A 23,920-nucleotide genomic window follows, 5' to 3' on the forward strand; every position below is an offset into this window, starting at 1 on the left:
TCGTGTGTGGAGTCAGTTGGGTCTGATGTGGTCAGTGAATTCAGTCGTGTTGTAGTTGTGCGGTTTTCGTGCTCGTTGGTGTCGTCGTGGGAAGAGTCTTCGAGATAGCGATCATGAGGATGCCCCCGATGCCCAGCACGATCGCGCCGACGAGGAAGGACAGCCGATTGCCGGCATCGCCGGGGAACGCATCGCGGATGATGCCGAACATGTACGGCGAGACGAATCCTCCGATGTTGCCGATGCTGCTGATCAATGCGATTCCGGAGGCGGCGGCCGCGCCGGAGACGACCTTCGGTGCGGTGGTCCAGAACGTTGGAATGGTGGCCATCGCGCCGACGGTGCCGACGCAGATCGCGATGGCGGCGACGACCGGATTCGACGATACGGTGGCGGCGGCGACCACCCATCCGCTCGCGCCGATAAGAGTGGGAACGGAGAAGTGCCACATGCGTTCCTGGGTTCGGTCCGAGCTCCGGGAGATCAGGACCATGGCGATTCCGGTAAAGATGTACGGTACTGCCGCGATGTAGCCGATGCCGATCGTGCCGATGGTACCGCCGGTCATCTCCTTGATGATCGACGGAAGGAAGAAGCCCATGAGATAGATGGGTACGACCATCGAGAAGTACACGACCGAGAGCATGAGCACCCGGTAGTTCTTCAGTCCGTCCGTCCACGAGGAATGTCGGGCTCCGTCCCCTGTGGTATCGGGGCTCTCGCGGCGAATCGTGTCGGTAATCCACTGCGCCTCAGAGGTGTCGAGCCATCGTGCGTCGCTGGGCTCGTTCGGAAGGAATTTGAGGATGACGGCGGCGAGCACCAGGCAGGGCAGTCCTTCGGCGATGAACATGAACTGCCATCCCGTGAAGCCCCAGGGGTGGAACGACATGAGAGTGCTTGTGAGGGGGGAGCCGATGGCCGAGGCGACCGGGATGGCAAGGAAGAACAGTCCGAGGATTCGTCCCCGGTTCGCCGACGGTACCCACCGGGTCAGGTAGTAGACCACGCCGGGGAGTAGGCCTGCTTCGGCGGCGCCGAGGAGGAACCGCATCCCATAGAACATCCAGAGGTTGTCGACCAAGGACATCAGTGCGGTGATCAGTCCCCAGGTCACCATGATCCGGGCAATCCAGATCCGGGCGCCGACTCGGTGGAGTGCGATGTTGCTCGGGACCTCGAAAAGCACGTACGCGATGAAGAAGATGCCGGCGCCGAGACCGAATGCGGCTTCGGTGAGGCCGAGGTCCGCCTGCATCTCGAGTTTGGCAACGCCGATGTTCGTGCGGTCCACGTAGCTGAGGAGTGCTCCGAGGAACAACATGGGAACGATCCGGAGCGCGATCTTTCGGGAAACTGCGGATTCCAGATTCTCGGTGGGCGAGCCGGGTGTCTGCACGGCGGTGTTCAGCCGATGTTTATCCATGGTCATCTGAACCTTCTGAGGATGGATCGCGGAGGGGTTGGTGTCCCAGCGGGAAGTGACGACGTCACCGCGAACCATAAGAACGCTCCGGGGTGGAGGACAATGACATGCCAGGTTGCGGCTGACATGACGGGTGCGCGCAGACTGTCCGGTCCGACAGCGATGTGCTGAAGCACGGTGGTTCATCCGTGGGTGATCTGGTAGTGGGCATGTTCTGGAATAGGCCCGAAGATCGACGATTATTGCCGAAGTACAGGTGTCTCGCGATTCCCGTGGTGAGCGAGAGCACAATTTCGCCCATATCGGTGACCACAGTCACTGTAAACGGGGGGACTTCCGGAACTGCTCACGATGTACTACAACGACATATTGTGACAAACAACGGGAATCGAGCCAGATCGGCCGCCGATATCGGGGGCCGCGATCTGTCGCCGGGGCTCGCTGTCTTCTGCGCCCACTTCGCGCACCGATTCCTCCGTGTCGAACCGCGTCGACGAATGTCGGCCTACATCCGCGGGTTGGTGAGCGGCGGCGAACGCAAGAACGGGTGGGTCCAGGCCGAATCGGCGGGTGAGGCCGGCCCGGAAGGCATGCAGCGGTTGTTGAACGCGGCGACGTGGGACGAAGACGGCGTCCGTGACGACGTGCGTGAGGTGGTTGTCGGGGCGATCGGCGACATCTGGCAGGGGCGGTTGATAGTGGGTCAGACGCCTTTTCTGAAGCGAGGGAGTCGATCCGCCGGGGTGACCACCAGGATCTCGGAGGAAACCGGGAGACACGAGAACGCTCAAATCGGTGTCTTTCTGGCGTACGCGTCCGAAGCGGGATGTGGCCTGATCGACCGCGAGCTCTACCTACCGCAAGAGTGGACGGACAACAGGGGTCGATGTCGCGGGGCTGGTGTCGACGACTCGGTGGGTTACCGGAGCCCGTCAGAGCTGGCTCAGGTGATGATCGGTCGGGCTCTCGACGCGGATGTGCCGTTCGGGTGGGTGACGGCCGGTGTTTGCCATGGACGGTCGGAGCAACTGCGGAGTTGGCTGGAGGAACGCGGCGTGCCGCATGTGGTCGAGGTTCCAGGCGAGTGCCGGGTTGCCACTGCAAACCTGCAGGTCCGTCCTGCATCGGAGGTGATCGACGAACTGTCGGAATCGGTGTGGCACCGTCTCAGTCACCTCGACGATGTCGCAGGTCTTCGTGTCCGGGACTGGGCGGCGGTGGACCTGTACAGATCGGGACGGCAACACGGGAACTGGCTGCTCGCCGGTCGATCGATCACCGACCCGTCCGATGTCAGCTATCACCTGTGCTTCGGTCCGATCGGCAGCATCCTGTCGGAGCTTGCTCGCATTGCAGACGGTCGGCGGGCAATCGACGAATGCGTTCGATCGGCGCGCCTCGAGTCCGGGCTCTCGGACTATCAAGTCCGGGGGTACCGGCCGTGGTACCGGCACATCACGTTGGCGATGGTGGCATCGGCGTACCAGTTGATCCTGCGCGGAAAGAATGCGGACCGGGGTGAAGACGGCTTATCCCGCATTCGGCCGGTTCGCTCCCGGCCGAATGCGGTCGCACCCTGGTGGTGAGACGGCAGTGCCAGTGCGGTCTCCGACGGCGTGGTCGAGACCCATCTCGCCCTCCTCGCGTCGGTCGAGGACGGCGAGTGCGGGGTGGCCCTGAAAGCGAAGTACGAGAAGTGCGGTCTGGATGCTCAATTGGTCCGCTGCATTTCCCACGACGTCGAGGCCGATCATGGCCCGAACGCGCGAGAGGCGTAGCCGCACCGTGTTCTCGTGCACGCCGAGCTGGTGTGCGGCACCGCGTGGGCTGCGACCGGTGTCGAACCAGCACTGCAGAGTGCGCAGTAAGTCGGCGCAGCCGGGATCGTCGACCAGGATGGGGCCGAGGACATCGTCGGCGTAATGTCGCAGGGCCGCAACGTCACCGTTCGCCAGAAATACACGAGCCGGCCCAAGATCGTCGACCGAGAGAATTCGGTGCGTCGACCGTTCCGAGAAACGGTCCATACATTTCACGACTTCGCGTGCCTCACGGTACGCACGGGAGAACGCAGCCGGTTCGCACACCGACGACACGCCGGCGATCAGTCCTGGCGGCGGGCACAATTCGGCAGTCGCCTGTGCGACCGCGGTCTTGACCCGCGACACTGACACCACCGATCCGACATCGTCCGAGGACTCCACCAGCAGAAGCAGCCCCTCCGATCCTCGAGTCGACAGCACCTCGACGCCAAGGGAATTCTCCAGATGTTCGACCATGGCATGGTCGAGACCTTCGGCCTCCCCGTCCGGCACCTGTATGAAAACGAGTACACGCTGGGCCTCCGTGTTCACGCCCAGATACTCACCGCTCGCGGCGAGATCCTCCTGGACACCCGTTCCATCGACGAGTTGTCGGGTAAGAGCAGACTTGGCGTTCCACGCGACACGAGCAATGCGCCGTTGAATCAAGAACTGGGAGCCGATACGGCGTGCACTGCGAGCCGCGGTGTACTCATCGGTGGGGCGCAGCGGCGTGGGATGCTCATCGAGCACCAGCCATCCGAAGAGCTCACCACGCTCCACAATCGGGGTGACGATCTTGCGGCGGACAAGATCTGTCGCCGGTCCGGCAGACAAAACGATGGGTTTCGGTCCCACAGTCGCGTCCGGAGGGTATGAACGGAGGATTGTTCCGAGCGAGGGCATCGAGACTCGTCCTGCGGAATGTGGGCCCGCGGCGGTGATCATTCGCTCCCGCAGGTCGAACAGAACTACGGCTTTGCCCGTCAACTCCGCGCAGACTCGGACGATCGCGGACATGGTGTCGGCGGTGGCAACGGCATCGTCGAGTCGCTCGACGACCGCGGCACGCTCGTCGGCGAGCAATCTGCCGTGCTCGAGGTCCCGCCGGCGACGTCGTTGTTCCTCGGCGTCGAGGACGGTGAGCGCTGCTGAATCGACAAGTGGGCGGAGCGCGAGCAGTGCGGTGGAGTGTTGGGTGGTGAACTCGACTCCCGGCCGTGAATCGCCGAGGAGAAGAAGGCGGACAGGCGACGATCCGGGATCGGACACGCGAAGCAGAACTACCCGGGCGAAATCAGTTTCGCGCGGGGAGACGTGCGTCAGGGCTCTGTCGGACGCGACGATCGGCTCCGTGGATGCCAACGCCCGGCGAACAAGCGGGTCTTCGGGTAGCACGCGAAGGGGCGATGAATGAGACCCGTTGTGGGGGAGGGGGATGAATACTCCACGGGCACCGTCTTCCACCAGGATGCTCGCCGTTTCGAATCCGGCCTGCGTGGCAGTGCGGATGAGAATGTCGTCGAGTAGACGTAGATGCGGGGAATTCGCGGGCAAGTGTGCAGTCATGTGTACCTCGGCCCTGCGGCGCAGCGCACAGCCGACCCATCTCGTCGGAGTAAGGACGATCGAACATCTATGTCATAGGTCTGACCATAACTATCCCCGGGAAGGTTGGCAAGATGCGGATTGTCGCAGGTCGGCGCGGCGACTCACCGGTGCGGTACACGCGGACGATCTCGGGCAGCCTGGAGCGCACGTGGCACGCGGCCGGGGCCTCGAGGAGCAGCAGCGGCGGCTTCTGACCCGCTCGTCGCTCGTCGACGCGTAGGAGAAGATGTGCCCTCCGTCAGGTTGGACACCTTCCCGGGTATGGCGCGAGCTACAGTCCGATCGTGTCGGCCGGCGCGGAGCGTTCGGGTACATCGACCGAAGGAGGCAGTGCCGGCACGTGGGCGGCGCCCTCCACCGAGTGACGCGTGTCGCTCAGTTGGCGGACGCACACTATCGCCAACGCGGTCGCGCCGGCAACCACGAAATAGATGAGGTTGTCGCTGCCCAACGCACTCAGAATAGTGCCGGCAATGAACGGACCGAGAACTCCGCCCCAGTAGCCGACCCCGAACATCAAACCCTCGCCAGTACTCCTGGCTTCGACGGGGTAGGACTGGGCGCAGACGCTGAAGAGCACCCACAGTGCGCCTTGAATAAAGAGTCCGGCGGCCATCACCGTAATCACGACGAGTGTCACGGGACCCGATAGAGCGACGCCCACTGACGAGCCTGCGCCGAGCACGCACCACAGCATCACCAAATGCCCTGCGCCCATACTCTTGTCCGCGAAGAATGCTCCGAGAAGTCCGCCCGCGATCGCCATGCACTGCAACGTCGACCCCAAGACGAATGCTGTGTTGATCCCGAGCCCGCGGTCAATCATCAGCGTCGGAGTCCATGCGGTCAGTCCGTAGGCGGCAAACATCAGTAAGAACACTGCTCCCCAGAGGAAAAGGGTGTGGGTCCGGTATGGCCGACTGAGCGGAAGTCGCCAGTCCTGTGGGACAGCATCTTCCTGTCGTCCCACCACCAAAGTCGACTGCTGGTAGGCGTCCACGTTTTCGGGACGCATCCGCGCGAGGATCGCAAAGGCTTTCTCCGTCCTTCCCTGAGCGACCAGGAACTCTGGGGATTCCGGCAGTGCGAAAAAGTAGATCGGTGCGAGTAGGACCATGATTCCGCCGAGATAGAACAACGACTGCCATCCAACCGCAGACGTCAGTGCGATGCCGAGGACGCCTGCGAGAACACCACCCAGAGAGAAGCCAGTGGCGGACAGGATGGTGAGACGATGGCGAGACCGGATCGGCATCGTCTCATTGAGATAAGCGATTCCGAGGGGAAGGAGCATTCCGATGCTCAAACCGGTGACGATCCGCAGCGCGACAAACACCTCGAAGGAATCGGCAATTGCACTTGTGGCAACACTGAGGATGCCCGAGATTGCCATTCCGGCGATAAATGTTGGTCGTCGACCGAAGCGATCTGCAATTGGCCCGTGAAGGAGCGCACCGAATGAAACACCGATAAGGCCGGACGAGACGAGCATACCGCTCTGGCCGCCGGAGAGATTCCAGGGCTCCCTGACAAACGGGAGGACGAACGAGGGCACCAGATTATTGATGCCATCGATCACGAGTCCGAGCGAGATGAGAACAATCAGGCGCCAATGGAATGGTCGGACTGTCGCCTGGGCAACTTCGTCACGCACGTCGAGTGCAATGGGGGGCATCGATTATCCGTTTCTCCGGGATTCCCGGTTAGCACAGTCAGCCAGACGGGTGCAGGACGGTGTCAGTCCGACTGGCCTTGGAAATGCAGCGGTTCGGGCAAGTGCCGCGAGGAACCGGCCCTGTTTCTCCGAGAATCCTCTCCACTCAGCCAAGGAACTGGCAGTACGGGACTAGCTCGCACCGGGCAGGTCGAATTCGCGTGCGATTGCCGCTTCGCAGCACCAGCCGTTCGAATTCGTTGCCGCACGTGAGGGTGCCCTCTTCTCCTGGCGAGCCGCGTTCACTTCATCTTGAGGACAGGTTTGATGGTCTTGCCCGAGTCGGAGTCGTCGGCCGCCTGATTGATGTCGGCGAAATCGTAAAAGTCGATCATCTTCTCGAAGGGGAACTGGCCCCGGCGGTGCAGGTCGATCAGTTTCGGGATGAATTCGTCCGGTCGAGCATCGCCCTCGGTGACTCCGACGATCGTGCGCCCGGCGGTGAGGAGCTCGATCATGTCGACAGCGACGTCCGTCCCTGCCGGTCCAAAACCGAGGATGGCGCACGTTCCGGTCGGTGCGAGCGCGCTCACCGCCTGTCTGACCACGCTGGTCACCGCGGTCGTATCGATGGCGTAATCCGCACCCAAACCGGTGATCTGTTGAATTGCTGCGACCATATCCGGAGTTGTCGTCGCATCGAGGACGTGGGTGGCGCCGAGCTCGGTCGCCAATTCGAGGCGGGCTGGTACGCGGTCGACTGCGATGATCTTGGTGCAACCGACCACTTTCGCGGCCATGAGGGCGGACAGACCGACCGCGCCGGCGCCGAACACAACCAGGCTCGAACCGGCACTGGGCGCGAGGCGATTGATGACGGTGCCGGCGCCTGTCTGAATTCCGCAGCCGAGTGGTCCGACGATCGCGAGGTCGACGTCGTCATCCAGCCTGACCACATTCCGATCAGTGGCGATCGCGTAAGTAGCGAATGAGGACTGACTGAAGAACGCACCGTGAAGGTCACCGTCGCCGTGAAGTGCGTTGGTCCCATCAGGGCGGCCGCCGCTGGTGTTGCGCTGAGCAAACTCTCGGCAGTAGCTGGGAAGTCCGCGACTGCACATGACGCATGAGCCGCAAGAGTCGAAGGTCATTACCACTTTGTCGCCGGGTGCCACCTTCGTGACGCCCTCGCCGACCGCCTTGACGACGCCGGCGCCTTCATGCCCTAGGACGAGAGGCAATGGAATCGGCATCCACTGATTGCGGACTCCGATATCGGTGTGGCACAGACCCGAGGCGTGCACTTCAACCAAGACCTCGCCGGGGAGGGGGTCGTCGAGTTCGACTTCTTCCATGAGGAAGGGCTTTTCGGCCTCGCGTGCGACTGCGGCGGTGATACGCATGATGGATCTCTTTCTGTGGTTTGGGCGAAAGCGATGGCGATGCTCATCCCGCCTGGTAGATGGACTTGAGCTGCTGGTATCCGGCGATTGCCTCAGGACCGAACTCGCGGCCGAGACCGCTGGACTTCACACCACCGAACGGCGCGTTGTAGTCGAGGACGTAGCCGTTGATGCCGAGCGTGCCGGTGTCGACTCGGCGCGCGACCTCCAGCGCTCGTTCGTGATCTGCAGACCAGACGGTTCCGCCGAGGCCGTAGTCGGAGTCGTTCGCGATCCGGACGGCATCGTCTTCGCCGTCGTACTTCAGGATGGCAAGAACCGGCCCGAAGATTTCGTCTCGGGCGATAACCTCGCTGTTCGTGACATTGGCGAAGACAGTGGGCTCGACAAACCAGCCACGGGGATGAGTTGCGGGACGACCGCCGCCCGCGACAACGCGCGCGCCGCTGTCGCGGCCCAACGCGATGTAACGCTCGACACGATCGCGGTGCTCCTTCGATGCGAGCGGCCCGATCTGTGTGCCGGATTCCAGAGGATCACCTACGGTGAGGGACGAGGCCCATGTCGCAATCGCGTCGACGACCTCGTCGTACCGACTACTGGGGGCGAGGATGCGTGTGCACGCCATGCACGTCTGCCCGTTGTTCGGAAGTGAGGCACCCATCAGGCCCTCGGTCACACTGCCGAGGTCCGCATCGTCGAGAATGATTGCTGCCGACTTGCCTCCGAGCTCGAGGCTGACTGGCCGAAGCAGCCGTCCACACACCTCACCGATCGCGCGTCCCGCGCCGGTGGAACCCGTGAACGCGACCTTGTCCACGCCTGGGTGAGACACCAGGTACGCGCCGAGCTCGCGACCGCCGGGCACCCAATTCACGACGCCGTCGGGAATCTGTGCCTCTCTCGCGGCTTCGGCGAGCACGAAGCTGTCCAGGACCGTACCCGGTGACGGCTTGATCACGATGGTGCAGCCCGCCGCTAACGCAGGTGCGATCTTCGTCGCGGCAAGCAGCACAGGGTAGTTCCAGGGCACGATGCCGGCCACGACGCCGACCGGGTGCCGGCGTACCGCAGTCGAGAAGCCGAGCGGAGACGGACGTAGCTCTTCGAACTGCATCTTCCTGGTGAGCTCCGCATAGTATCGGAACACCGCGATGACATAACTGCCCTCGAACTGCTCACTCAGGTCATGAGGCATTCCGTTCTGCTGACTGACGAGTCGTGTCAACTCCGGGCCACGCTTCTCCAACGCATCGGCGAATCGGTCGAGTACGTCAGCGCGCACCGACGGATCGCTCTGTCCCCAACCTGATTCGAATGCCGTGCGTGCTGAATTCACCGCATGGTCGACGTCGGATTCACAGGCCTCGGGCACGGTACCCAGGACGTCTTCGGTTGTTGCGTTGATGACATCGATCCGTCCGGACGCGCGCGGCTCCACCCATTCGCCACCGATGAACAGGAATTGACGATCCAACGACATGAAGAACTCCTTGATTGTCTGGTAGCAACATCCAGCACCCGAGACGAATCCTCCCGACGGATGCGAGGGCAGGGGCCGGAGATGTTGGCAGAGAACGACGTCCGTAGACGTTACGCAAATCACGGTATGTCGACGAACCATGAGAGTCAACAGAAACTTTGTTCAATGCAATGTCTGTGTAGAACATTTCTTTCGGGTGTTCCGCGCCCGGCTTCTCGACGGCGTCGTCGAAACATGCTGATTTCGAATCTAATTCAAAAGTTCGTGTTTCCGGCATCTACAACCAATTCTGTGCCAGTTACGAATCGAGCCTCGTCGGAGGCAAGGAATAGGACCGCGTTACTGATGTCGTTCGATTCGAGCCTCTCGACCGGCAAGGCATTGACAAACGTCCCAGCGAGGTGCGGATTCGTCTCAATCAGCTCGCCGATACGTGCGAGCCCCTGGGTCAGATCTGTCGACACACCCGCCGGGTGGACTACGTTCGCTCGGACGTTGTATTGAGCGAGTTCGTTGGCGAGAGTCTTCACCACACCGACCAAGCCGTGCTTCGATGCGACATAGGGGGCGAAGAAGGGAACACCTCTGACGCCGCAGGTGGAGCCTGTGGCGATGATCGAGCCACCACCAGCGGAGATCAAGTGCTGCGCAGACATGGACATGGTGTTCCATGCGCCGGTGAGGTTTGTGCCGATCGTGTCGTTCCAAGCCTCGGGAGTTACCGCATCCCAGGAGTCGAGGATGCAGATTCCTGCATTGGCAACGACAATGTCGAGTCGACCGAGCTGACCAACCCCACCGTCGATCGCCGCCGCGAGCTGTTCCCGATCGCGAACATCGGCGGTATAGGTTGCGACCTGTCGGCCGACGCTTCGGACCTGTTCGGCTGTGCTCTCCAGATCTCTCTCCGTAGCCATCGGATATGCCGTGGTTGCGTAGTCCGCACACACGTCGACAGCGATGATGTCAGCACCTTCGTTGGCGAGCCGGAGTGCATGCGCGCGCCCCTGTCCGCGAGCGGCACCGGTAATGAGGGCGACCTTGCCGGCGAGTCGTGCACCACTTGTCATCTGATTCCCCTATCTCATTCTGCTACAAGAAGATTGATATCGATCTGTTATCCGTGAACGGCGATTCTGAGGCGAACGTTTCGTGCGACTGAGGTGGTGGCTGAAGCACCCAGGATTAGGGAGGACCGCTATTCGAAAGAGCTCCTTGGAGTCACCCCCTGGCCTCGCAATGAGGTCGAGTTCGACCATCAGACACAATGCATTCCGAGCGGAGCTGATTGCTGACCGAAATCGGAAGATCTACATCGATTCGACCCACGGCCGGCCGGGCACCGTGGCGGGGGTGCCGTCTGCGAGGGTGGTGGTTTCGAAGAAGTTCCGGTACTGCATCTGGATGTCGTCGGTGAGTTCGTCCACGCGGCGCACGGGTGCCATCGGAACCTTGTGCTGTTGGGCTAGTTCGAGAAGTTCATTGCGGGTGTGACGTTGCAACCAGGGGACGACAAGCCCGTCCACTTCGTCCGGGTAGTCCATTGCCATTGCCCGGGCATCGGTATATCGGGGAAGGGAGGCCCACTCCGGAGAACCCATCATCGCGACGAACCGGTCCCACTCGGCGGCAGTCCTGGCGATGAGTGCGACATGTCCGTCCTTGCAGGGGAAGATCCCGAACGGATAGCGCCCCCCGGAGCCGGGGGCTCGATGGCCGGCTCTGTTGAGCTCGATTCCGTAATATTCGCCGACGGCACCGTAGATGCGTACGTACGAAGCGAGCACTTCGGCGCCGCTGATTTCGACCATCGCGCCGATGCCGGATCGGCGGGCACGGAACACCGCCGCACAGGTGGCTCCCGCGCCACTGATCCCCAACTGCAGGGCCCCCAGCCCGTACGGAGCGGCGAGTGGCTCGCGGTCCGGATAACCGGTGACGTGCATCAGCCCGGACATCGCTTGCATGGCGATCTCGTCGGCGTTCCAGCTTGCTCGGTGTCCGGTGCGGCCCAACGGTGACAGGGCGGTGACGACGAGTGCAGGGTGATCGTGACGCAGTCCGTCGAGGGTCACGCCGTGGTTTGTCAAGCCCTCGTCATCGAGGTCGGTGAGGAGTACCTCGGCGCCGGCGAGTAGGTCGGTGACCGGGCTGGTGCTCACAAGTTTTCGGGCGTCGAGATATGGGTCGGGATCGGAGATTCCGAACCGCACGACGGTAGCGCCGACGTCGGCGAGCAGTTTTCCGGCGAAGGCCGCAGCCTGACTGCCTGCGAGTTCAATGACGGTGATTCCGGCCATCGAGTCGTACATCAGTGAAACGCTCCTTCGGTGGTCAGACGGTCGAACTCTTCCGAGGTGACACCGAGAAGCCGGGTCATCACGTCCTCGGTGTCCACCCCTAGTAGCGGGGAGGACGAGCGGACACCAGGAACGGATCCGTCGAGGTGCCACGGAATGCTGGTTGTCGTCAACTCGCCGAGAACGGGATGGTCGACTTGCTGGAAGAGTCCGCGGTCGCGGAAGCCTGGATCCTGCAGAACCTCTTGCGGGGTCAGTACAGGCGTCGCGACGCTTCCTGCCGAGTGGAGGCGCGTCACCAATTCATCGCGGTCGAGGAGTTCGCTGCCTTCCGGTGCGTCGTCAACGACTGCCCACCGGCCGTCTTTGCAGGGCACCACTTCGCGGCTACCGGTCGGGCCGGAATTTCCGGTAGGGCCCGGCACCTTTCCCGTGGTCGCGTACTCGACCATGGCCTCGCCGAGCAGCGCGACGCACGCCTCGGTCTGGGAGAGATCGAGGTGCCGTCCTCCACCGGTCTCGGTGCGTCCATTGAGGGCGGCGAGCACGAGGTAGGCGCCATAGAACGAACAGTTGAGGTCGGCCATCGCGGTTGCCGACGCTCCGACGACCGCGCCGTCCTCGTAACCGATCACGCCCTCCAGTCCGGCGAGCGAACTCATGATCGGTGCGTAGGCGCGTTGCTGGCACAGCGGACCGTCCTGGCCGTAGCCCGTGGCCGACAACACCACCAGGCGTGGACACTGGTGCAGCAGGTCGTCGACGGACAGGCCGAGTCGTTCGAGCCAACCGGGTGCGAAGTTCTGGACGAAGACGTCGGCTTCGCTAAGGAGATGCAGGAACAGCTCGCGCCCGGCCTCGGTCTTCAGGTTCAAGGTGACGCTGCGCTTGCTGGCACTTGCCTCGTGGAGTAGGCCGAAGCCCTCCAGTTGCAACGTCTCGGGGTCGGCGAGACCCGACATCTCCTCTCGTGGCACCCGCACTCGGTTGACGTCCAATTTGGCGCGGGATTCGACTTTGATCACGTCGGCGCCGAGTTCGGCGAGGATACGGCCGGTCAGCGGACCCGCGACCCCCGTCGAGACCTCGACGACCCGGATGCCGGACAGCCAATCAAGTGGACGGGGCGGTGTGGAGATCTCACATAATTGCTTCGTTACGCGAACCATTTTTCAAGAGTGAGTGTGATCGCCGTAACTGTCAAGGGGGGCGAACTAAATTCTGACGCGCGTTACTCCGGCCGAGTGGGTTGCGCCTGTCGGCGGGGGCGCTTGGTGGTGCGCCCATGGACTCGTGGCCACAAGTGAGGATCGATGTCGGCGATCTTCCACAGGGCGGGGAGTGCGGCGGCGAGTGCGACGCGTTCGTGATCGGCCAGGTTGGCGATGCGCCCGGCGAGAGTTTGGTTGCGCAACTGTTGGTTCTCTTCGAGAATCCGCCGGCCCTCCGTGGTGATCGCGACGCGCACCTGGCGGCGATCCTCGATACCCTCGCGCTTCTCGACCCATCCGGCCTTGGCCAATCGACCGACGATTTCGGTCATGGTCGAGATTGCGCGGCCATCGGCGGCCGCCAGTTCGGTGATCGGCATCGAATCTGCGGCTGTGAGCTGGCTCAATACCAAGCTTTGGGCGGGGCCGAGGGGGGCATTGGCGTTCGTTTCCCGCAGCCGATTGCCGATCATGGTCAGCGGGGGGCGGCTCGCCGCTGCGATCTCCGCGGAATCGAGGGCGGCAGGGTTCCGGCTCAGTAGGCCTGGAATGGACAGCTGGTCAGCCTCGGAATTGGGTTCACTATCCATCAGCGTCACCTGTGTGTCTCCTCGGGTTGGTAAGTCCATCGGCGGTCCGTCTACGCCCTCTTGACAGCGAACGCATCAAGCGTAATAGTACGGGAACTATGATTCGTGTCACGAAGTTATTTGCGATCGGCGAACGGCAGTGACGCAGGGTGGCGATGGTGCGGCGTGGACGGTTCAACCCTTCCGGCACGGGCCATCACACCCTCAGCCGTGGCGGCATCGATGCGAAAGGCACATGATGAGCGACAACGTGCGCGGTCCCCTCGCCAACCGCTACACCGATCTGGTCGGGATTCGGCATCCGGTGATTCAGGAAGGAATGGGTCCCTTCAGCACCACCAGACTGGCCGCGGCGGTGTCGAACGCGGGCGGTCTGGGCACGGTGAGCGTGCCCGGAACGGACGGCGACCTTCACGCCGCCGCGGCCGAACTGCGCCGCAGCATCGAGGACTGCGCGACCCGCACCTCGGCCCCGTTCGCGGTGAACATTCCTGTGGGCCACGACCGTAACGGTGGAATCGCGACGTTTGCGCGCATCTATCTCGACGCGGTGTTCGCGGCACGACGGGCCGATGCCGGGGTCGAAAGCCGCTTGCGCGTTCTGACCACCTCTGCAGGGTTCCCCGCCGGCCTGACTGCGAGAATCCACGAGGAGGGCATGGTCCACCAGCACAAGGTGGGTGCCACGCGGCATGCAGTGAAGGCCGTCGAGGCCGGCGTCGACGTCGTCATTGCCGCTGGTTCGGAGATGGGTGGGCACGCACCGGCGAGCGGTATGCACACCTTCGTGCTCGTTCCGAACGTCGCCGCGGCGGTTGATGTGCCCGTGGTGCTCACCGGCGGCGTGCGAGACGGCCGCGGGTTGGCCGCCGCCCTCTGTCTCGGCGCCGATGCCGTCGCTCTCGGTACCCGATTTGCTGCGACCACCGACAACACCGAATGGCACCCCGCCTACCGAGACGCCCTCGTCGCAGCACAGGAAGGTGACGACCTGTTGATCGACGGCGTCTTCGGGCCGTGCCGGATGCTGCGCAACTCGGCCGCGGAGAAGATGCGGTCCGGAACCGTCACCCCGGCCGAGAAGATCGCCGCAATGCGTCGAGCCCAAATGGAGGGCGACACCGACAACGGACTTGTACTGATGGGGCAGGTGGCCAGCGGAATCTCCGACGTTGTCGATGTCGCGGAATACCTGCCTCGGATGGTTGACGAGGCGGCGGAGATCCTCACCTCGATCCAACCGACTCCCAACATGCCGATGAAAGGATCCAAACGATGAGCACTGCCATCCTGGTGGAGCGCGAGGGGCCGGTCGCCCGACTCGTCATGAACCGTCCCGAGAAGCACAACGCACTCCGGTTCGCCGATCTCGATCTGCTGGTCGAGAAACTGCACGAGTTGGAGGACGACGACGACGTCAAGGTCATCGTCCTCAAAGGAAATGGACGGTCCTTCTGCTCCGGACACGACTACAACGACGCCGCCAAGTCCTACGGACTCGAACCGGGTGTTGACGGATCGAAGCCGCGCCGGCCGAGCCAACGCTCTCGGCTGTCGCGAGATCGCAAACTGGGGGAGAACTACAAGGCGTTCCACTTCTCGCTCAAGCCGGTCATCGCGCAGGTCCACGGTGTGTGCACCGGTGCGGGGATGTACCTCGTGGAACTGGTCGATCTCGCCATCGCCGCGGACACTGCCCGATTCAGTCATGCCGAGCAACGACTGGGATTGGCCGGAAACACCTGGCATCTGAACACCCAGATCCTGAAGTATGGTCCGAAGCGGGCCCGCGAGATCCTTCTGCTCGGAGACGAATTCGATGGCCAAGATGCGGAGCGATTCGGGACGGTGAACCGGTCGGTGCCGGAGGCCGACCTCGAGGGCACCGTCCAAGCATGGGCCGAGCGGATCGCCCAGCATCCCAGAGATGCCTTGGTGACCGGACGGGCCATGTGGCAGCAGGCGATGGAGAGTCTGGGCGGAAGTGAACAGTTCGCGCGCGGGTATGCCGGTCACACCCTGGGCACGAATCTCAGGTTCGAAGAGGACGAATTCAACTTCCTACGAGAGCGCCGTCGGAGCGGCACCAAGAACGCCTTCGCGCAACGGGAAGGCCACTACTCAGTCAAGTGACGTTCAGGGCCTGCAAATGTCGCTGAACAACCGGGACCTCGTCAGGAGGACCCGAGGAACGGATCACCCCAGATCGGACCCGGATAAGGATGCATGAAGGCGCTATGACTACTTCGACCTCCTGGCAGCAAGACTCGACCGCCATTCTCAAAGCCCGAATTGATCGACTTCCGCTCGCGACCGCCACACACAAAAAGTGGATGGTTCTCCTTGCCTTCTTCTTCTTCTTCGACACACTGGACGCCGCAATGCTCGGCTACACGGCGCCGGCACTACGGGCCGAATGGGGACTATCCATCTCCACAATCGGGCTTCTCTCGTCTGTCACCTTTGTAGGAATGATGATCGGTGCAGTGCTAGGAGGAAGACTGGCCGACCGGCTGGGTCGGCGGAAAATAATACTATCGGCTGTAGTCTTCTACTCGGTTTTCTCCTTGGCGGCGGCCCTCTCGCCAAATGTAATTTTTCTCGGTGCCTTCCGAGTCCTCACGGGAGTGGGCCTCCAGGCGATGACCGGAGTATTGCTTGTATTTGTCAGCGAAATGTACCCGAAGCATCTGCGGGGTCGCTATCAAGCCCTCCTCCTCGGTTTCGGCTGTATAGGAATTCCGGCAGTCGCAGGAATTTCCAGCATCGTCATAGCAATGGGCCCCGGCATGTGGCGGTGGGTATTCGTTGTCGGAGGCCTGGGAATCATCGGAAGCCTGATCGGCATGCGCATCCTCCCCGAGTCGGTGCGATGGCAGATCGATAACGGACGAAAGGCCGAAGCCGAGACGCTGATCGCCAAGCTCGAGGACGAGGCGCGCCGCAAGACCGGAGGAGAGCTCCCCGATGTTGTCGTAGCTGAACCGGTTCCGACCGGCCGGGTGTCGGAGTTGTTCTCTCGTAAGTATCTTGGTCGTCTGATCGTTCTCTCCGTCTGCATGATCTGCTTCATCTTGATCAACTACGGCTTCAACGGATGGGTAGCGACCCTCCTCGTCGAGCGCGGGCTCGCTCAAACGCAAGCCCTGCACATAGCGTTCATGGTGTCGCTGGCAAGCGTCCCCGGTTCCTTCTTGGCGTACCCCATCATCGACAAATTTGAACGCCGCCGGGTGGGCGCGATCAGCATGGTGCTTGTCGCGGTATTCCTTCTTGTCTTCGCTGTCGTGGACAATCTGACCCTGATTGTCATCTCAGGGTTTCTGTTGACCGCGTTCTCATACGTCGCACTGTCGGTTCTCTATACCTATGCGCCGGAAATTTTCCCGACCAATCTTCGCGGCCTGGGTGCGGGGATTGGAAACGGGATGGGGCGCGTTGCCGGACTAGCGCAGGGATTTCTCGTAGCCGGTATCTACAACGGCTTCGGATTCGCCCCCGTCTTCGCCTACATGGCGGTCTGCGCTCTGATATTCGCGATCACGATGGGATTCTTCGGAATGAATACTTCGAACCGGAGCTTGGACGAAGTCTGACCTCGCCCCTTTCATACCAATGAGGAGAAATTCTGTGAAACTCACGACCGAACCGCCGACGGGTCTTCGCTACGGCAACGACGCGCCCGGTGCCGATGCAATCGAAAGAAACCTGCACGAGTTACTCGACGCTCGGGCGCGCCGCCGCACCCTGGGCCCACGAAGTCGGGCCGGGATCACCCCCGAAGAGGCCGAGGTACGAATTACTCGTTTCCTCCGCAACCGCCTCGATGAGGAGTTCGAAGTCACCGACGTCGTTCAGTTGTCCGGTGGCGGTGCCAACGAGTGCTACTCGTTCCGCCTGTCCCGTGGCGGAGGATCCGAGCGTCTCGTACTCCGGATCAAGTCCCACGGCGCTTGCTGTGAGACGAATGTCCAGCGTGAGTTCTCCATGCTGAACGCCGTGAAGTCGGCGCTGCCGGTTCCGACGGCACACTGGATATCCCCGGGCTCGGACGACTTCGGCTCACCCGCGATGATCACCAGCTTCGTCGAGGGCGTTTCTGCACCAACCGATGCCGTGCCCCTGGCCACCGGGCTAGGGACGGTGTACGGCCCGAGGCTGCAGAAATTGCTCGCGCCCCAGTTCGTTGAACACCTCGCCCACCTGCACGCCTACGACTGGTCCGAAGCGGACCTCGAGGGATTCGACATTCCGAGGGCCCAGACAACCCAAGCACTGGACTGGCGGTTGACCTTCTGGGACCGGGCATGGGACGAGGATTCCTTCGAACCCCATCCGACGATCACACTTACTCGGGAGTGGCTCTGGCGGAATCGGCCACCTGTCGATCGAGTGTCGTTGCTGCACGGTGACTACCGAAACGGGAACTTCCTCTTCGACGAACACAGCGGCGAGATCAAGTCCGTAATCGACTGGGAACTCTGCTATCTAGGTGACCGCCATTCCGATCTTGCATACGCCATGCTCCCCGCATGGGGTTCGGCGGGGGAATCAGGAGAGTTCCTCAATTCAGGTCTGGTTGAAACAGAGCAATTCATTGCAGACTACGAGCGGATCTCGGGGCTCACAGTCGACCGAGATCGCCTGAACTACTACATGGTCTATGCCCTCTACTGGTCAGTGATCTCGCTGATCGGAACGGCCCCACGCAATGCAGACCTCAGGATGACCCAGCTCGATGTCATGTACAACTTCATCTATCCGGGCCTGGGCGCGTACTTCTCGAAAGAACTCAACCGACTCGTATCTGGAGTTTCCGCATGATTCCGACCGTTACTCAGCAACTTGAAGCGATTCGACGCCGGCTCACCGAGACCGTCGTACCCGCACTGCCCGAAAGCGCACATTTCGCCCACGAGCAGGTTCTCTTGATCGATGCCACCCTCGGGTCCCTGATCGAATGCCACGAACACGAATATCGATACGCGGTGGTCGAGTATCAGGACTACCGGACGACCCTTACTGAGTTCGCCCAGATGATCGCGTCGGACGAGCGCGAGGTCATCGACATCCTGAACGAGGACGGACCAAGTGCCACGGAGGCAGCAACACCGCTTCACGTGATCACCGAAAAGACGCGGCGGATGAAGGTGCTCACCGAGCAGCTCTATCAGCAACTGAGCGGCCGGCGCGCCGGAGGAGATTCATCCGCCACTGCTCTCATGGCGAGTCTCGCCGCGCGGCAGGTCGAACGCGAGTCCTCCTGGTTCCGTCAGGCTGGATTCACCCGGGACGACGCGATGCCGATCGGCGCGCTGCTGGAGGGTTACCGGTGATCGAGCACAAGTCCCTCTATGTCGACGGCCAGTGGGTGCCGACCGACAGCACGGATTCGGTGGAGGTGATCGAGGCCGCCACCGAGGAGTCGATCGGCTGGGCTCCCCTGGGAAACCGCCGTGACATCGGGCGGGCGGTGGAGTCGGCACGACACGCTCTGGACGACGGCCCCTGGGGTCGCATGGGTGCGACCGAACGCGCCTCGCTGCTGCTCGGCTTCGCCGACGAACTCGAGGCACGCGCAGACGACACTGCCACCCTGGTCAGCCGAGAGAACGGTATGCCGATCACGCTCTCGCGGGTGGCCAATGGATCCGCACCTGCGGCGACGCTTCGGATGTACGCCAACTTGGTGGCGGACGCGGAGATCGAGGACGTCCGGGCCAGTCAGCGGGGTTCGACCATCGTCCGCCGCGAGCCGGTTGGTGTGGTGGGTGCGATCACGCCGTGGAATTCTCCGCAGACGCTGGCGGTCATGAAGATCGCGCCCGCACTCGCCATGGGGTGCACTGTCGTCCTCAAGCCCTCACCCGAAACCTCGCTGGATGCCTTCGTGTTCGGGGAAGCGGCGAGCGCGGCCGGTATTCCCGGTGGGGTACTCAACATTGTGCCGGGCGATCGCGATGCCGGTGCTGCACTCGTCTCACACCCTTCCGTCGACAAGATTGCGTTCACTGGTTCCACGGTGGCGGGGCGAGCAATCGGTGCCGAGTGCGGTCGGTTGATCCGACCGTGCACATTGGAACTCGGAGGCAAATCGGCATCGATCGTCCTTGACGACGCCGACCTGGATGTCTTCGTCGCCGGCCTGCCGGATTCGAGTTTCCGCAACAACGGCCAAATTTGCGCGCTGCAATCCCGAATCCTCGCTCCGCGCAGTCGATATGACGAAATCGTCGATGCTGTCGCCGACCATGCGCGCAACCTCGTGATCGGAAATCCGTTGGATCCAACGGTGACCTGCGGTCCGATGGTGAGTGCCGTGCACCGCTCGCGGGTGCTGGCCCACATCGATGGTGCGCGTTCGGGAGGAGCCGTGCTCGTGACGGGGGGCGGCAGGCCAGCTGATCAGGAGCGTGGGTGGTTCGTCGAACCGACCGTGTTTGCCGGTGTCTCGAACTCGGATCCCATCGCCCGGGAGGAAGTCTTCGGCCCCGTCATCGTCGTGATCCCCTATGACGGAGACGACGACGCAGTCCGGATCGCCAACGACAGCAACTACGGACTGGGCGGCTCGGTCTGGACACAAGACGAGACTCGCGGGCTCGAGATCGCTCGACGCGTACGGACTGGCTCGTTCGGGATCAACTACTACACCCTCGACCCCGGCGCGCCGTTCGGTGGGATGAAGGACAGCGGCCTCGGCCGCGAGCTCGGCCCCGAAGCACTGGAGGCGTACACCGAGTACAAGTCCATCTACGCGAGCGACCACTGGCTACACAAGCAGTAGGTCGGCCACACTTCAGGTTCTGCCCCTCATCGGAAGGAGTAAGCATGTTGCGGATCCGTGCCGCCGTGGCGAGAGAGAAGGAGGCACCGCTATCCCTCGAGGACCTGACGCTCGACGACCCACGATCCGATGAGGTACTCGTCGAGGTGTCGGCCGTCGGGCTCTGCCACACCGATGTCGCAGTCCGAAACCAGTGGATGCCTGTGCCGTTGCCGATCGTCCTCGGACATGAGGGTGCCGGCATCGTCCGCGCCGTGGGCAAATCGGTCACCAAGGTCGCCCCCGGGGATCACGTCGTAATGACCTACTGGCACTGCGGCGAATGCCACTACTGCGCAAGCGGGCACCCGGCCTACTGCGTCGACCACGCGACGTGGACGACGGGCGGGAGCAGACCGGACGGGACCAATGCTCTACACGGAGACGGTTCTGTCCACGGATTCTTCTTCGCGCAGTCGTCCTTCGCCTCTCATGCGATTGCGACCGAACGCAATGTGGTCAAGGTCGGCGCGGACGCGGACCTCATTGTGGCAGGCCCGCTGGCGTGCGGACTGCAAACAGGCGCCGGAACCGTCATGAACAGACTGGCTCCACCAGTGGGGTCCAGCATCGCCGTCTTCGGTGCCGGAGCTGTGGGACTAGCGGCTGTCATGGCAGCCAAGGTCGTCGGGTGTACCACCATCATCGCTGTCGATGTCCATCCTTCTCGGCTGGACTTGGCGCAGGAACTAGGTGCTACACACACTATCGACGCCTCGGCTGGAAGAGACGTCACGCAGGCCCTCCGCGCTGTCGCGCCGTCGGGTGTGAACTACAGCGTGGAGACGAGCGCGGTACCAGCGGTGGCAGCACAGGCAATCGACTGTCTGGCTCCCACCGGGACCTGCGCAATTCTCGGTGTAGGCCCCAGGGGAACAGCGCTTTCGACAGATATGACACGCCTTCTTTCCACCGGCCGCACCATCACAGGCGTGGCGATGGGTGACACCCGGCCTGACAAGTTCATCCCTGTTCTGCTCGACCTCCACCGGCAGGGCCGATTTCCGGCGGACCGGCTGATCACCACGTACTCCCTCGACGAGATCAACCAAGCCATCGACGACGCCGAGTCCGGAAAAATCGTGAAAGCAGTACTCGTCCCGGGGTGAACACAGTTCGGCAAGTCCAGCCGAGGTGGCCTCGGACGATCATCGAATTTCATTGCCTCATAGGCGGAGCCACTCAGAACCCGATCATCGCGACGATGATGCGTTCGCTGATGGATCTGCTCACCGAGTTCACCCTGCGCTTCGGTGCCGAGGTGCCGATCGGTGATGCGCTGCACAGCCTGCGCACCTTGCTCGAACACATTGGACACCGAGCGCCGGCAACACACACCAGGGTCTGACCAGTTCATGGTCGGCCACTTCCACCCGCGAGAGGGAATCATCATGGATCTGAAGGTCACCCGCTACGAAATCCGCGACAACGGCGTCGCCACGGTGTGGCTCGACCGGCCCGGCCGCGGCAACTCCTGGACCTCCCGCATGAATGCGGAACTGCGCTGGACGATGGCAACCCTCGACGCCGATCCCACCGTCCGGGTCGTGGTCCTGACCGGCGGTGGCGACCAGTTCTGCGTCGGCGCCGACGCCAAGGCGCTCGACTTCTACACCGAGACCGAGGAAAAGTATGCCGACACCGTCAACAAGCCCGACTTCGCCCGCCCCGGCCACGGGGTCAACCCCGAGTTCGACCACGACCTGGTGTGGATGTGGGGCCTGCGCGTCCCGCTGATCGCCGCCATCAACGGACCGTGCGCCGGTATCGCGGTCGCCCTGGCCGGGTACTGCGACCTCCGCTACGCCGTCGAGGGCGCCAAGTTCACCACCGCGACCCCGCGCCTGGGACTGCCCGCCGAGTACGGTCTGGCCTGGCTGCTGCCCCGCATCGTCGGATTGGCGAACGCCGCCGACATCCTCATCACCGGACGCATCCTGCGCTCCGAAGAACTCCTGCGGATGGGTTTCCTCAACGGCGTGCACCCGCGGGACGAGCACTTCCTGGGCACGGTCTACGAGGTCGCCGACTACATCGCCACCCAGGTGTCCCCGGCCTCGGCGACGGGCGCCAAACGCCAGATCTACGCCGAGCTCCTGCACTCGAACGTCGGCACCGCCGTGGAGGATTCGAAAGCTCTCATCGAGCAGTTCATGCGGCAGCCCGATTTCAAGGAAGGCGTCGCCGCCATGGCCGAACGCCGTGCCCCGCAGTTCGCGGCACCCGCCCCCGACACCCTGCCCGCACCTCCCGCCTGAGCCTCCCGCCCCCTGCGCAACCGCACGAAACGGACCACACCTGATGAACACACCCTCGACCACAGTGGACGACCACACCGACCCCACCGCCGACGGTTTCCGGTGGAGCCGGGAGACCACCGACGACATCGTGCACGGCCGCCCGTGCCGGGTCTACCGCCACCGGCGCACCGCCGTCGCGCAACTGTTGCTCGACGCCCGCCACTGGGGCGACCGGACCCACGTCGTGCAGGGTGAGCGCCGGCTGAGCTTCACCGAACACGAACGGGCGGTGGCCCGGATCGCCGGACACTTCCGGACCCTGGGCGTCGGCAAGGGTGATCACGTCGCCCTGTTCGCCCGCAACCACGCCGAATGCACGATGGCGTTCTGGGCCGCGCACTGCCTCGGCGCCGTGGTGGACCTGTGCAACGCCTGGTGGAGCGCGGCGGAACTGCACGGGGCCCTCGACACCGTCCGCCCGGTGGTGATCGTCCACGACGAGGACACCGCGGACCGGGTTCCCGCCGGCATCACCGGGGTCGGTGTCGCCGACCTCGGTGCGCTGCTGCACGGCGACACCGCACCCGACCTGCCGCTGCCCGACGTCGCCGAGGACGACCCCGCGCTGGTGCTGTTCACCTCCGGCAGCACCGGGGCGGCCAAGGGTGTGCTGCTGTCCCAGCGCTCGGTGGTCGGCAACATCCACAACCTGCTGCTGGCCACCCACCGCCTGCCCGGCGAGCTCGACCGCCACGGTTCCGGCAGCGTCAACCTGGTGACCGTGCCGCTGTTCCACCTCGCCGGCGTGCAGGTGATGACCGCGGCGCTGGTCACCGGGGCCCGCATGGTGTATCAGGACGGCCGGTTCGATCCCGCGGAGGTCCTGCGCCTCATCGAACGCGAGCAGGTGACGACCTGGGGTGCGGTGCCCGCGATGGTCACCCGCGTGATGGAACACGACAACTTCGCCGCCGCGGACACCTCCAGTGTCCGGTCGATCCCGCTCGGCGGGTCCGCGTCCACCCCCGCCTTCCGGCGCACCGTGCAGGAAGGGTTCCCGAACCTCAAGGGTGGCGGGGCCGGGTCGATGTACGGGCTGACCGAGGCCGGTGGCCTCCTCGCGATGGGCACCTCCCGCGAGATCTCCGAACGCCCGGGCTGCGTCGGGAAACTGCTCCCGCCGATCGAGGTGACCATCGCCGGCCCCGACGCCGACGGCAACGGCGAAATCCTGGTCCACTGCCCCGGCCTGATGAGCGGGTACGTCGACCCCGACCTGGACTCCCTCGTCGACACCGACGGGTGGCTGCACACCGGCGACCTCGGACGCCTCGACGCCGACAACTACCTCTACCTGAGCGGCCGCTCGAAGGA

22 protein-coding genes are annotated in these 23,920 nt (G+C 63.2%); 12 read left to right on the forward strand and 10 right to left on the reverse strand.

From position 1 onward, the window contains the following. Positions 1-40: 40 nt before the first annotated feature. Positions 41-1,432, reverse strand: a complete 1,392-nt coding sequence (locus MLGJGCBP_RS47330; RefSeq protein WP_160101416.1) for an MFS transporter — start codon at positions 1,430-1,432, stop codon at positions 41-43. 404 nt (positions 1,433-1,836) lie between these two features. Between MLGJGCBP_RS47330 and MLGJGCBP_RS47335 the strand changes: the two genes are divergently transcribed. Then, complete coding sequence (locus MLGJGCBP_RS47335) at positions 1,837-3,012, forward strand: IS701 family transposase (protein WP_160101452.1); 1,176 nt, start codon at positions 1,837-1,839, stop codon at positions 3,010-3,012. Here MLGJGCBP_RS47335 and MLGJGCBP_RS47340 read toward each other — a convergent pair. After that, positions 2,956-4,797 carry a PucR family transcriptional regulator gene (locus MLGJGCBP_RS47340; RefSeq protein WP_160101418.1) on the reverse strand — a complete coding sequence of 614 codons (1,842 nt, stop codon included), beginning with the start codon at positions 4,795-4,797 and terminating at the stop codon, positions 2,956-2,958. The genes MLGJGCBP_RS47335 and MLGJGCBP_RS47340 overlap by 57 nt on opposite strands. 113 nt (positions 4,798-4,910) lie before the next feature. Between MLGJGCBP_RS47340 and MLGJGCBP_RS53450 the strand changes: the two genes are divergently transcribed. After that, entirely contained in the window at positions 4,911-5,033 is a 123-nt protein-coding gene (locus MLGJGCBP_RS53450) for a hypothetical protein (protein WP_268960797.1), read from the forward strand. Between the two features lie 77 nt (positions 5,034-5,110). Here the strand turns inward: MLGJGCBP_RS53450 and MLGJGCBP_RS47345 are convergent, their stop codons facing one another. The 7 genes from MLGJGCBP_RS47345 to MLGJGCBP_RS47375 all read right to left on the reverse strand — a co-directional run bounded on the left by MLGJGCBP_RS47345 (position 5,111) and on the right by MLGJGCBP_RS47375 (position 13,480). Next, positions 5,111-6,514: an MFS transporter gene (locus MLGJGCBP_RS47345; RefSeq protein WP_160101420.1), complete on the reverse strand. Its 1,404-nt coding sequence runs from the start codon at positions 6,512-6,514 to the stop codon at positions 5,111-5,113. A gap of 281 nt (positions 6,515-6,795) precedes the next feature. Continuing rightward, positions 6,796-7,896, reverse strand: a complete 1,101-nt coding sequence (locus MLGJGCBP_RS47350; RefSeq protein ID WP_160101422.1) for an NAD(P)-dependent alcohol dehydrogenase — start codon at positions 7,894-7,896, stop codon at positions 6,796-6,798. Between the two features lie 43 nt (positions 7,897-7,939). Further along, complete coding sequence (locus MLGJGCBP_RS47355) at positions 7,940-9,379, reverse strand: aldehyde dehydrogenase (RefSeq protein WP_160101424.1); 1,440 nt, start codon at positions 9,377-9,379, stop codon at positions 7,940-7,942. Positions 9,380-9,633: 254 nt separating this feature from the next. After that, complete coding sequence (locus MLGJGCBP_RS47360) at positions 9,634-10,449, reverse strand: mycofactocin-coupled SDR family oxidoreductase (RefSeq protein ID WP_160101426.1); 816 nt, start codon at positions 10,447-10,449, stop codon at positions 9,634-9,636. Positions 10,450-10,689: 240 nt separating this feature from the next. Beyond that, complete coding sequence (locus tag MLGJGCBP_RS47365) at positions 10,690-11,691, reverse strand: CoA transferase (protein ID WP_160101428.1); 1,002 nt, start codon at positions 11,689-11,691, stop codon at positions 10,690-10,692. Then, a complete protein-coding gene (locus MLGJGCBP_RS47370; RefSeq protein WP_160101430.1) occupies positions 11,691-12,848 on the reverse strand; it encodes a CaiB/BaiF CoA transferase family protein in 1,158 nt (385 codons plus the stop codon). Before MLGJGCBP_RS47370 ends, MLGJGCBP_RS47365 begins: the two co-directional genes overlap by 1 nt. A 62-nt stretch (positions 12,849-12,910) precedes the next feature. After that, positions 12,911-13,480, reverse strand: coding sequence for a MarR family transcriptional regulator (locus MLGJGCBP_RS47375; protein WP_160101432.1), 570 nt, complete (start codon positions 13,478-13,480; stop codon positions 12,911-12,913). A gap of 235 nt (positions 13,481-13,715) precedes the next feature. On the opposite strand from MLGJGCBP_RS47375, the gene MLGJGCBP_RS47380 reads away from it, so the two are divergent. From MLGJGCBP_RS47380 to MLGJGCBP_RS47390, 3 genes are all read left to right on the forward strand, one after another. Then, positions 13,716-14,759, forward strand: coding sequence for an NAD(P)H-dependent flavin oxidoreductase (locus MLGJGCBP_RS47380; RefSeq protein ID WP_236581538.1), 1,044 nt, complete (start codon positions 13,716-13,718; stop codon positions 14,757-14,759). After that, positions 14,756-15,613, forward strand: coding sequence for an enoyl-CoA hydratase/isomerase family protein (locus MLGJGCBP_RS47385; RefSeq protein ID WP_160101436.1), 858 nt, complete (start codon positions 14,756-14,758; stop codon positions 15,611-15,613). The genes MLGJGCBP_RS47380 and MLGJGCBP_RS47385 overlap by 4 nt, the downstream gene beginning before the upstream one ends. A 104-nt stretch (positions 15,614-15,717) precedes the next feature. Further along, positions 15,718-17,076, forward strand: coding sequence for an MFS transporter (locus tag MLGJGCBP_RS47390; RefSeq protein ID WP_160101438.1), 1,359 nt, complete (start codon positions 15,718-15,720; stop codon positions 17,074-17,076). 121 nt (positions 17,077-17,197) lie between these two features. Here the strand turns inward: MLGJGCBP_RS47390 and MLGJGCBP_RS52815 are convergent, their stop codons facing one another. After that, a complete protein-coding gene (locus tag MLGJGCBP_RS52815) occupies positions 17,198-17,428 on the reverse strand; it encodes a hypothetical protein (RefSeq protein ID WP_236581540.1) in 231 nt (76 codons plus the stop codon). Between MLGJGCBP_RS52815 and MLGJGCBP_RS47395 the strand changes: the two genes are divergently transcribed. From MLGJGCBP_RS47395 to MLGJGCBP_RS47420, 7 genes are all read left to right on the forward strand, one after another. Continuing rightward, positions 17,339-18,304 (forward strand): phosphotransferase family protein, encoded by a 966-nt coding sequence (locus tag MLGJGCBP_RS47395; protein WP_236581539.1) that lies wholly within the window; start codon positions 17,339-17,341, stop codon positions 18,302-18,304. The genes MLGJGCBP_RS52815 and MLGJGCBP_RS47395 overlap by 90 nt on opposite strands. Beyond that, positions 18,301-18,816: a hypothetical protein gene (locus tag MLGJGCBP_RS47400; RefSeq protein ID WP_160101442.1), complete on the forward strand. Its 516-nt coding sequence runs from the start codon at positions 18,301-18,303 to the stop codon at positions 18,814-18,816. The genes MLGJGCBP_RS47395 and MLGJGCBP_RS47400 overlap by 4 nt, the downstream gene beginning before the upstream one ends. After that, entirely contained in the window at positions 18,813-20,267 is a 1,455-nt protein-coding gene (locus MLGJGCBP_RS47405; RefSeq protein WP_160101444.1) for an aldehyde dehydrogenase, read from the forward strand. The genes MLGJGCBP_RS47400 and MLGJGCBP_RS47405 overlap by 4 nt, the downstream gene beginning before the upstream one ends. 44 nt (positions 20,268-20,311) lie before the next feature. Then, positions 20,312-21,415, forward strand: a complete 1,104-nt coding sequence (locus MLGJGCBP_RS47410) for an NAD(P)-dependent alcohol dehydrogenase (protein ID WP_328799660.1) — start codon at positions 20,312-20,314, stop codon at positions 21,413-21,415. 110 nt (positions 21,416-21,525) lie between these two features. Continuing rightward, complete coding sequence (locus MLGJGCBP_RS53455) at positions 21,526-21,654, forward strand: hypothetical protein (protein ID WP_268960798.1); 129 nt, start codon at positions 21,526-21,528, stop codon at positions 21,652-21,654. Between the two features lie 43 nt (positions 21,655-21,697). Further along, a complete protein-coding gene (locus MLGJGCBP_RS47415; RefSeq protein ID WP_160101446.1) occupies positions 21,698-22,564 on the forward strand; it encodes an enoyl-CoA hydratase-related protein in 867 nt (288 codons plus the stop codon). 43 nt (positions 22,565-22,607) lie between these two features. Continuing rightward, positions 22,608-23,920, forward strand: a 1,313-nt coding sequence (locus tag MLGJGCBP_RS47420) for a class I adenylate-forming enzyme family protein (RefSeq protein WP_201453373.1), incomplete at its 3' end; no start/stop codon positions are given.

This window comes from Rhodococcus sp. T7 (assembly GCF_009872365.1).
Classification (GTDB): domain Bacteria; phylum Actinomycetota; class Actinomycetes; order Mycobacteriales; family Mycobacteriaceae; genus Rhodococcus_F.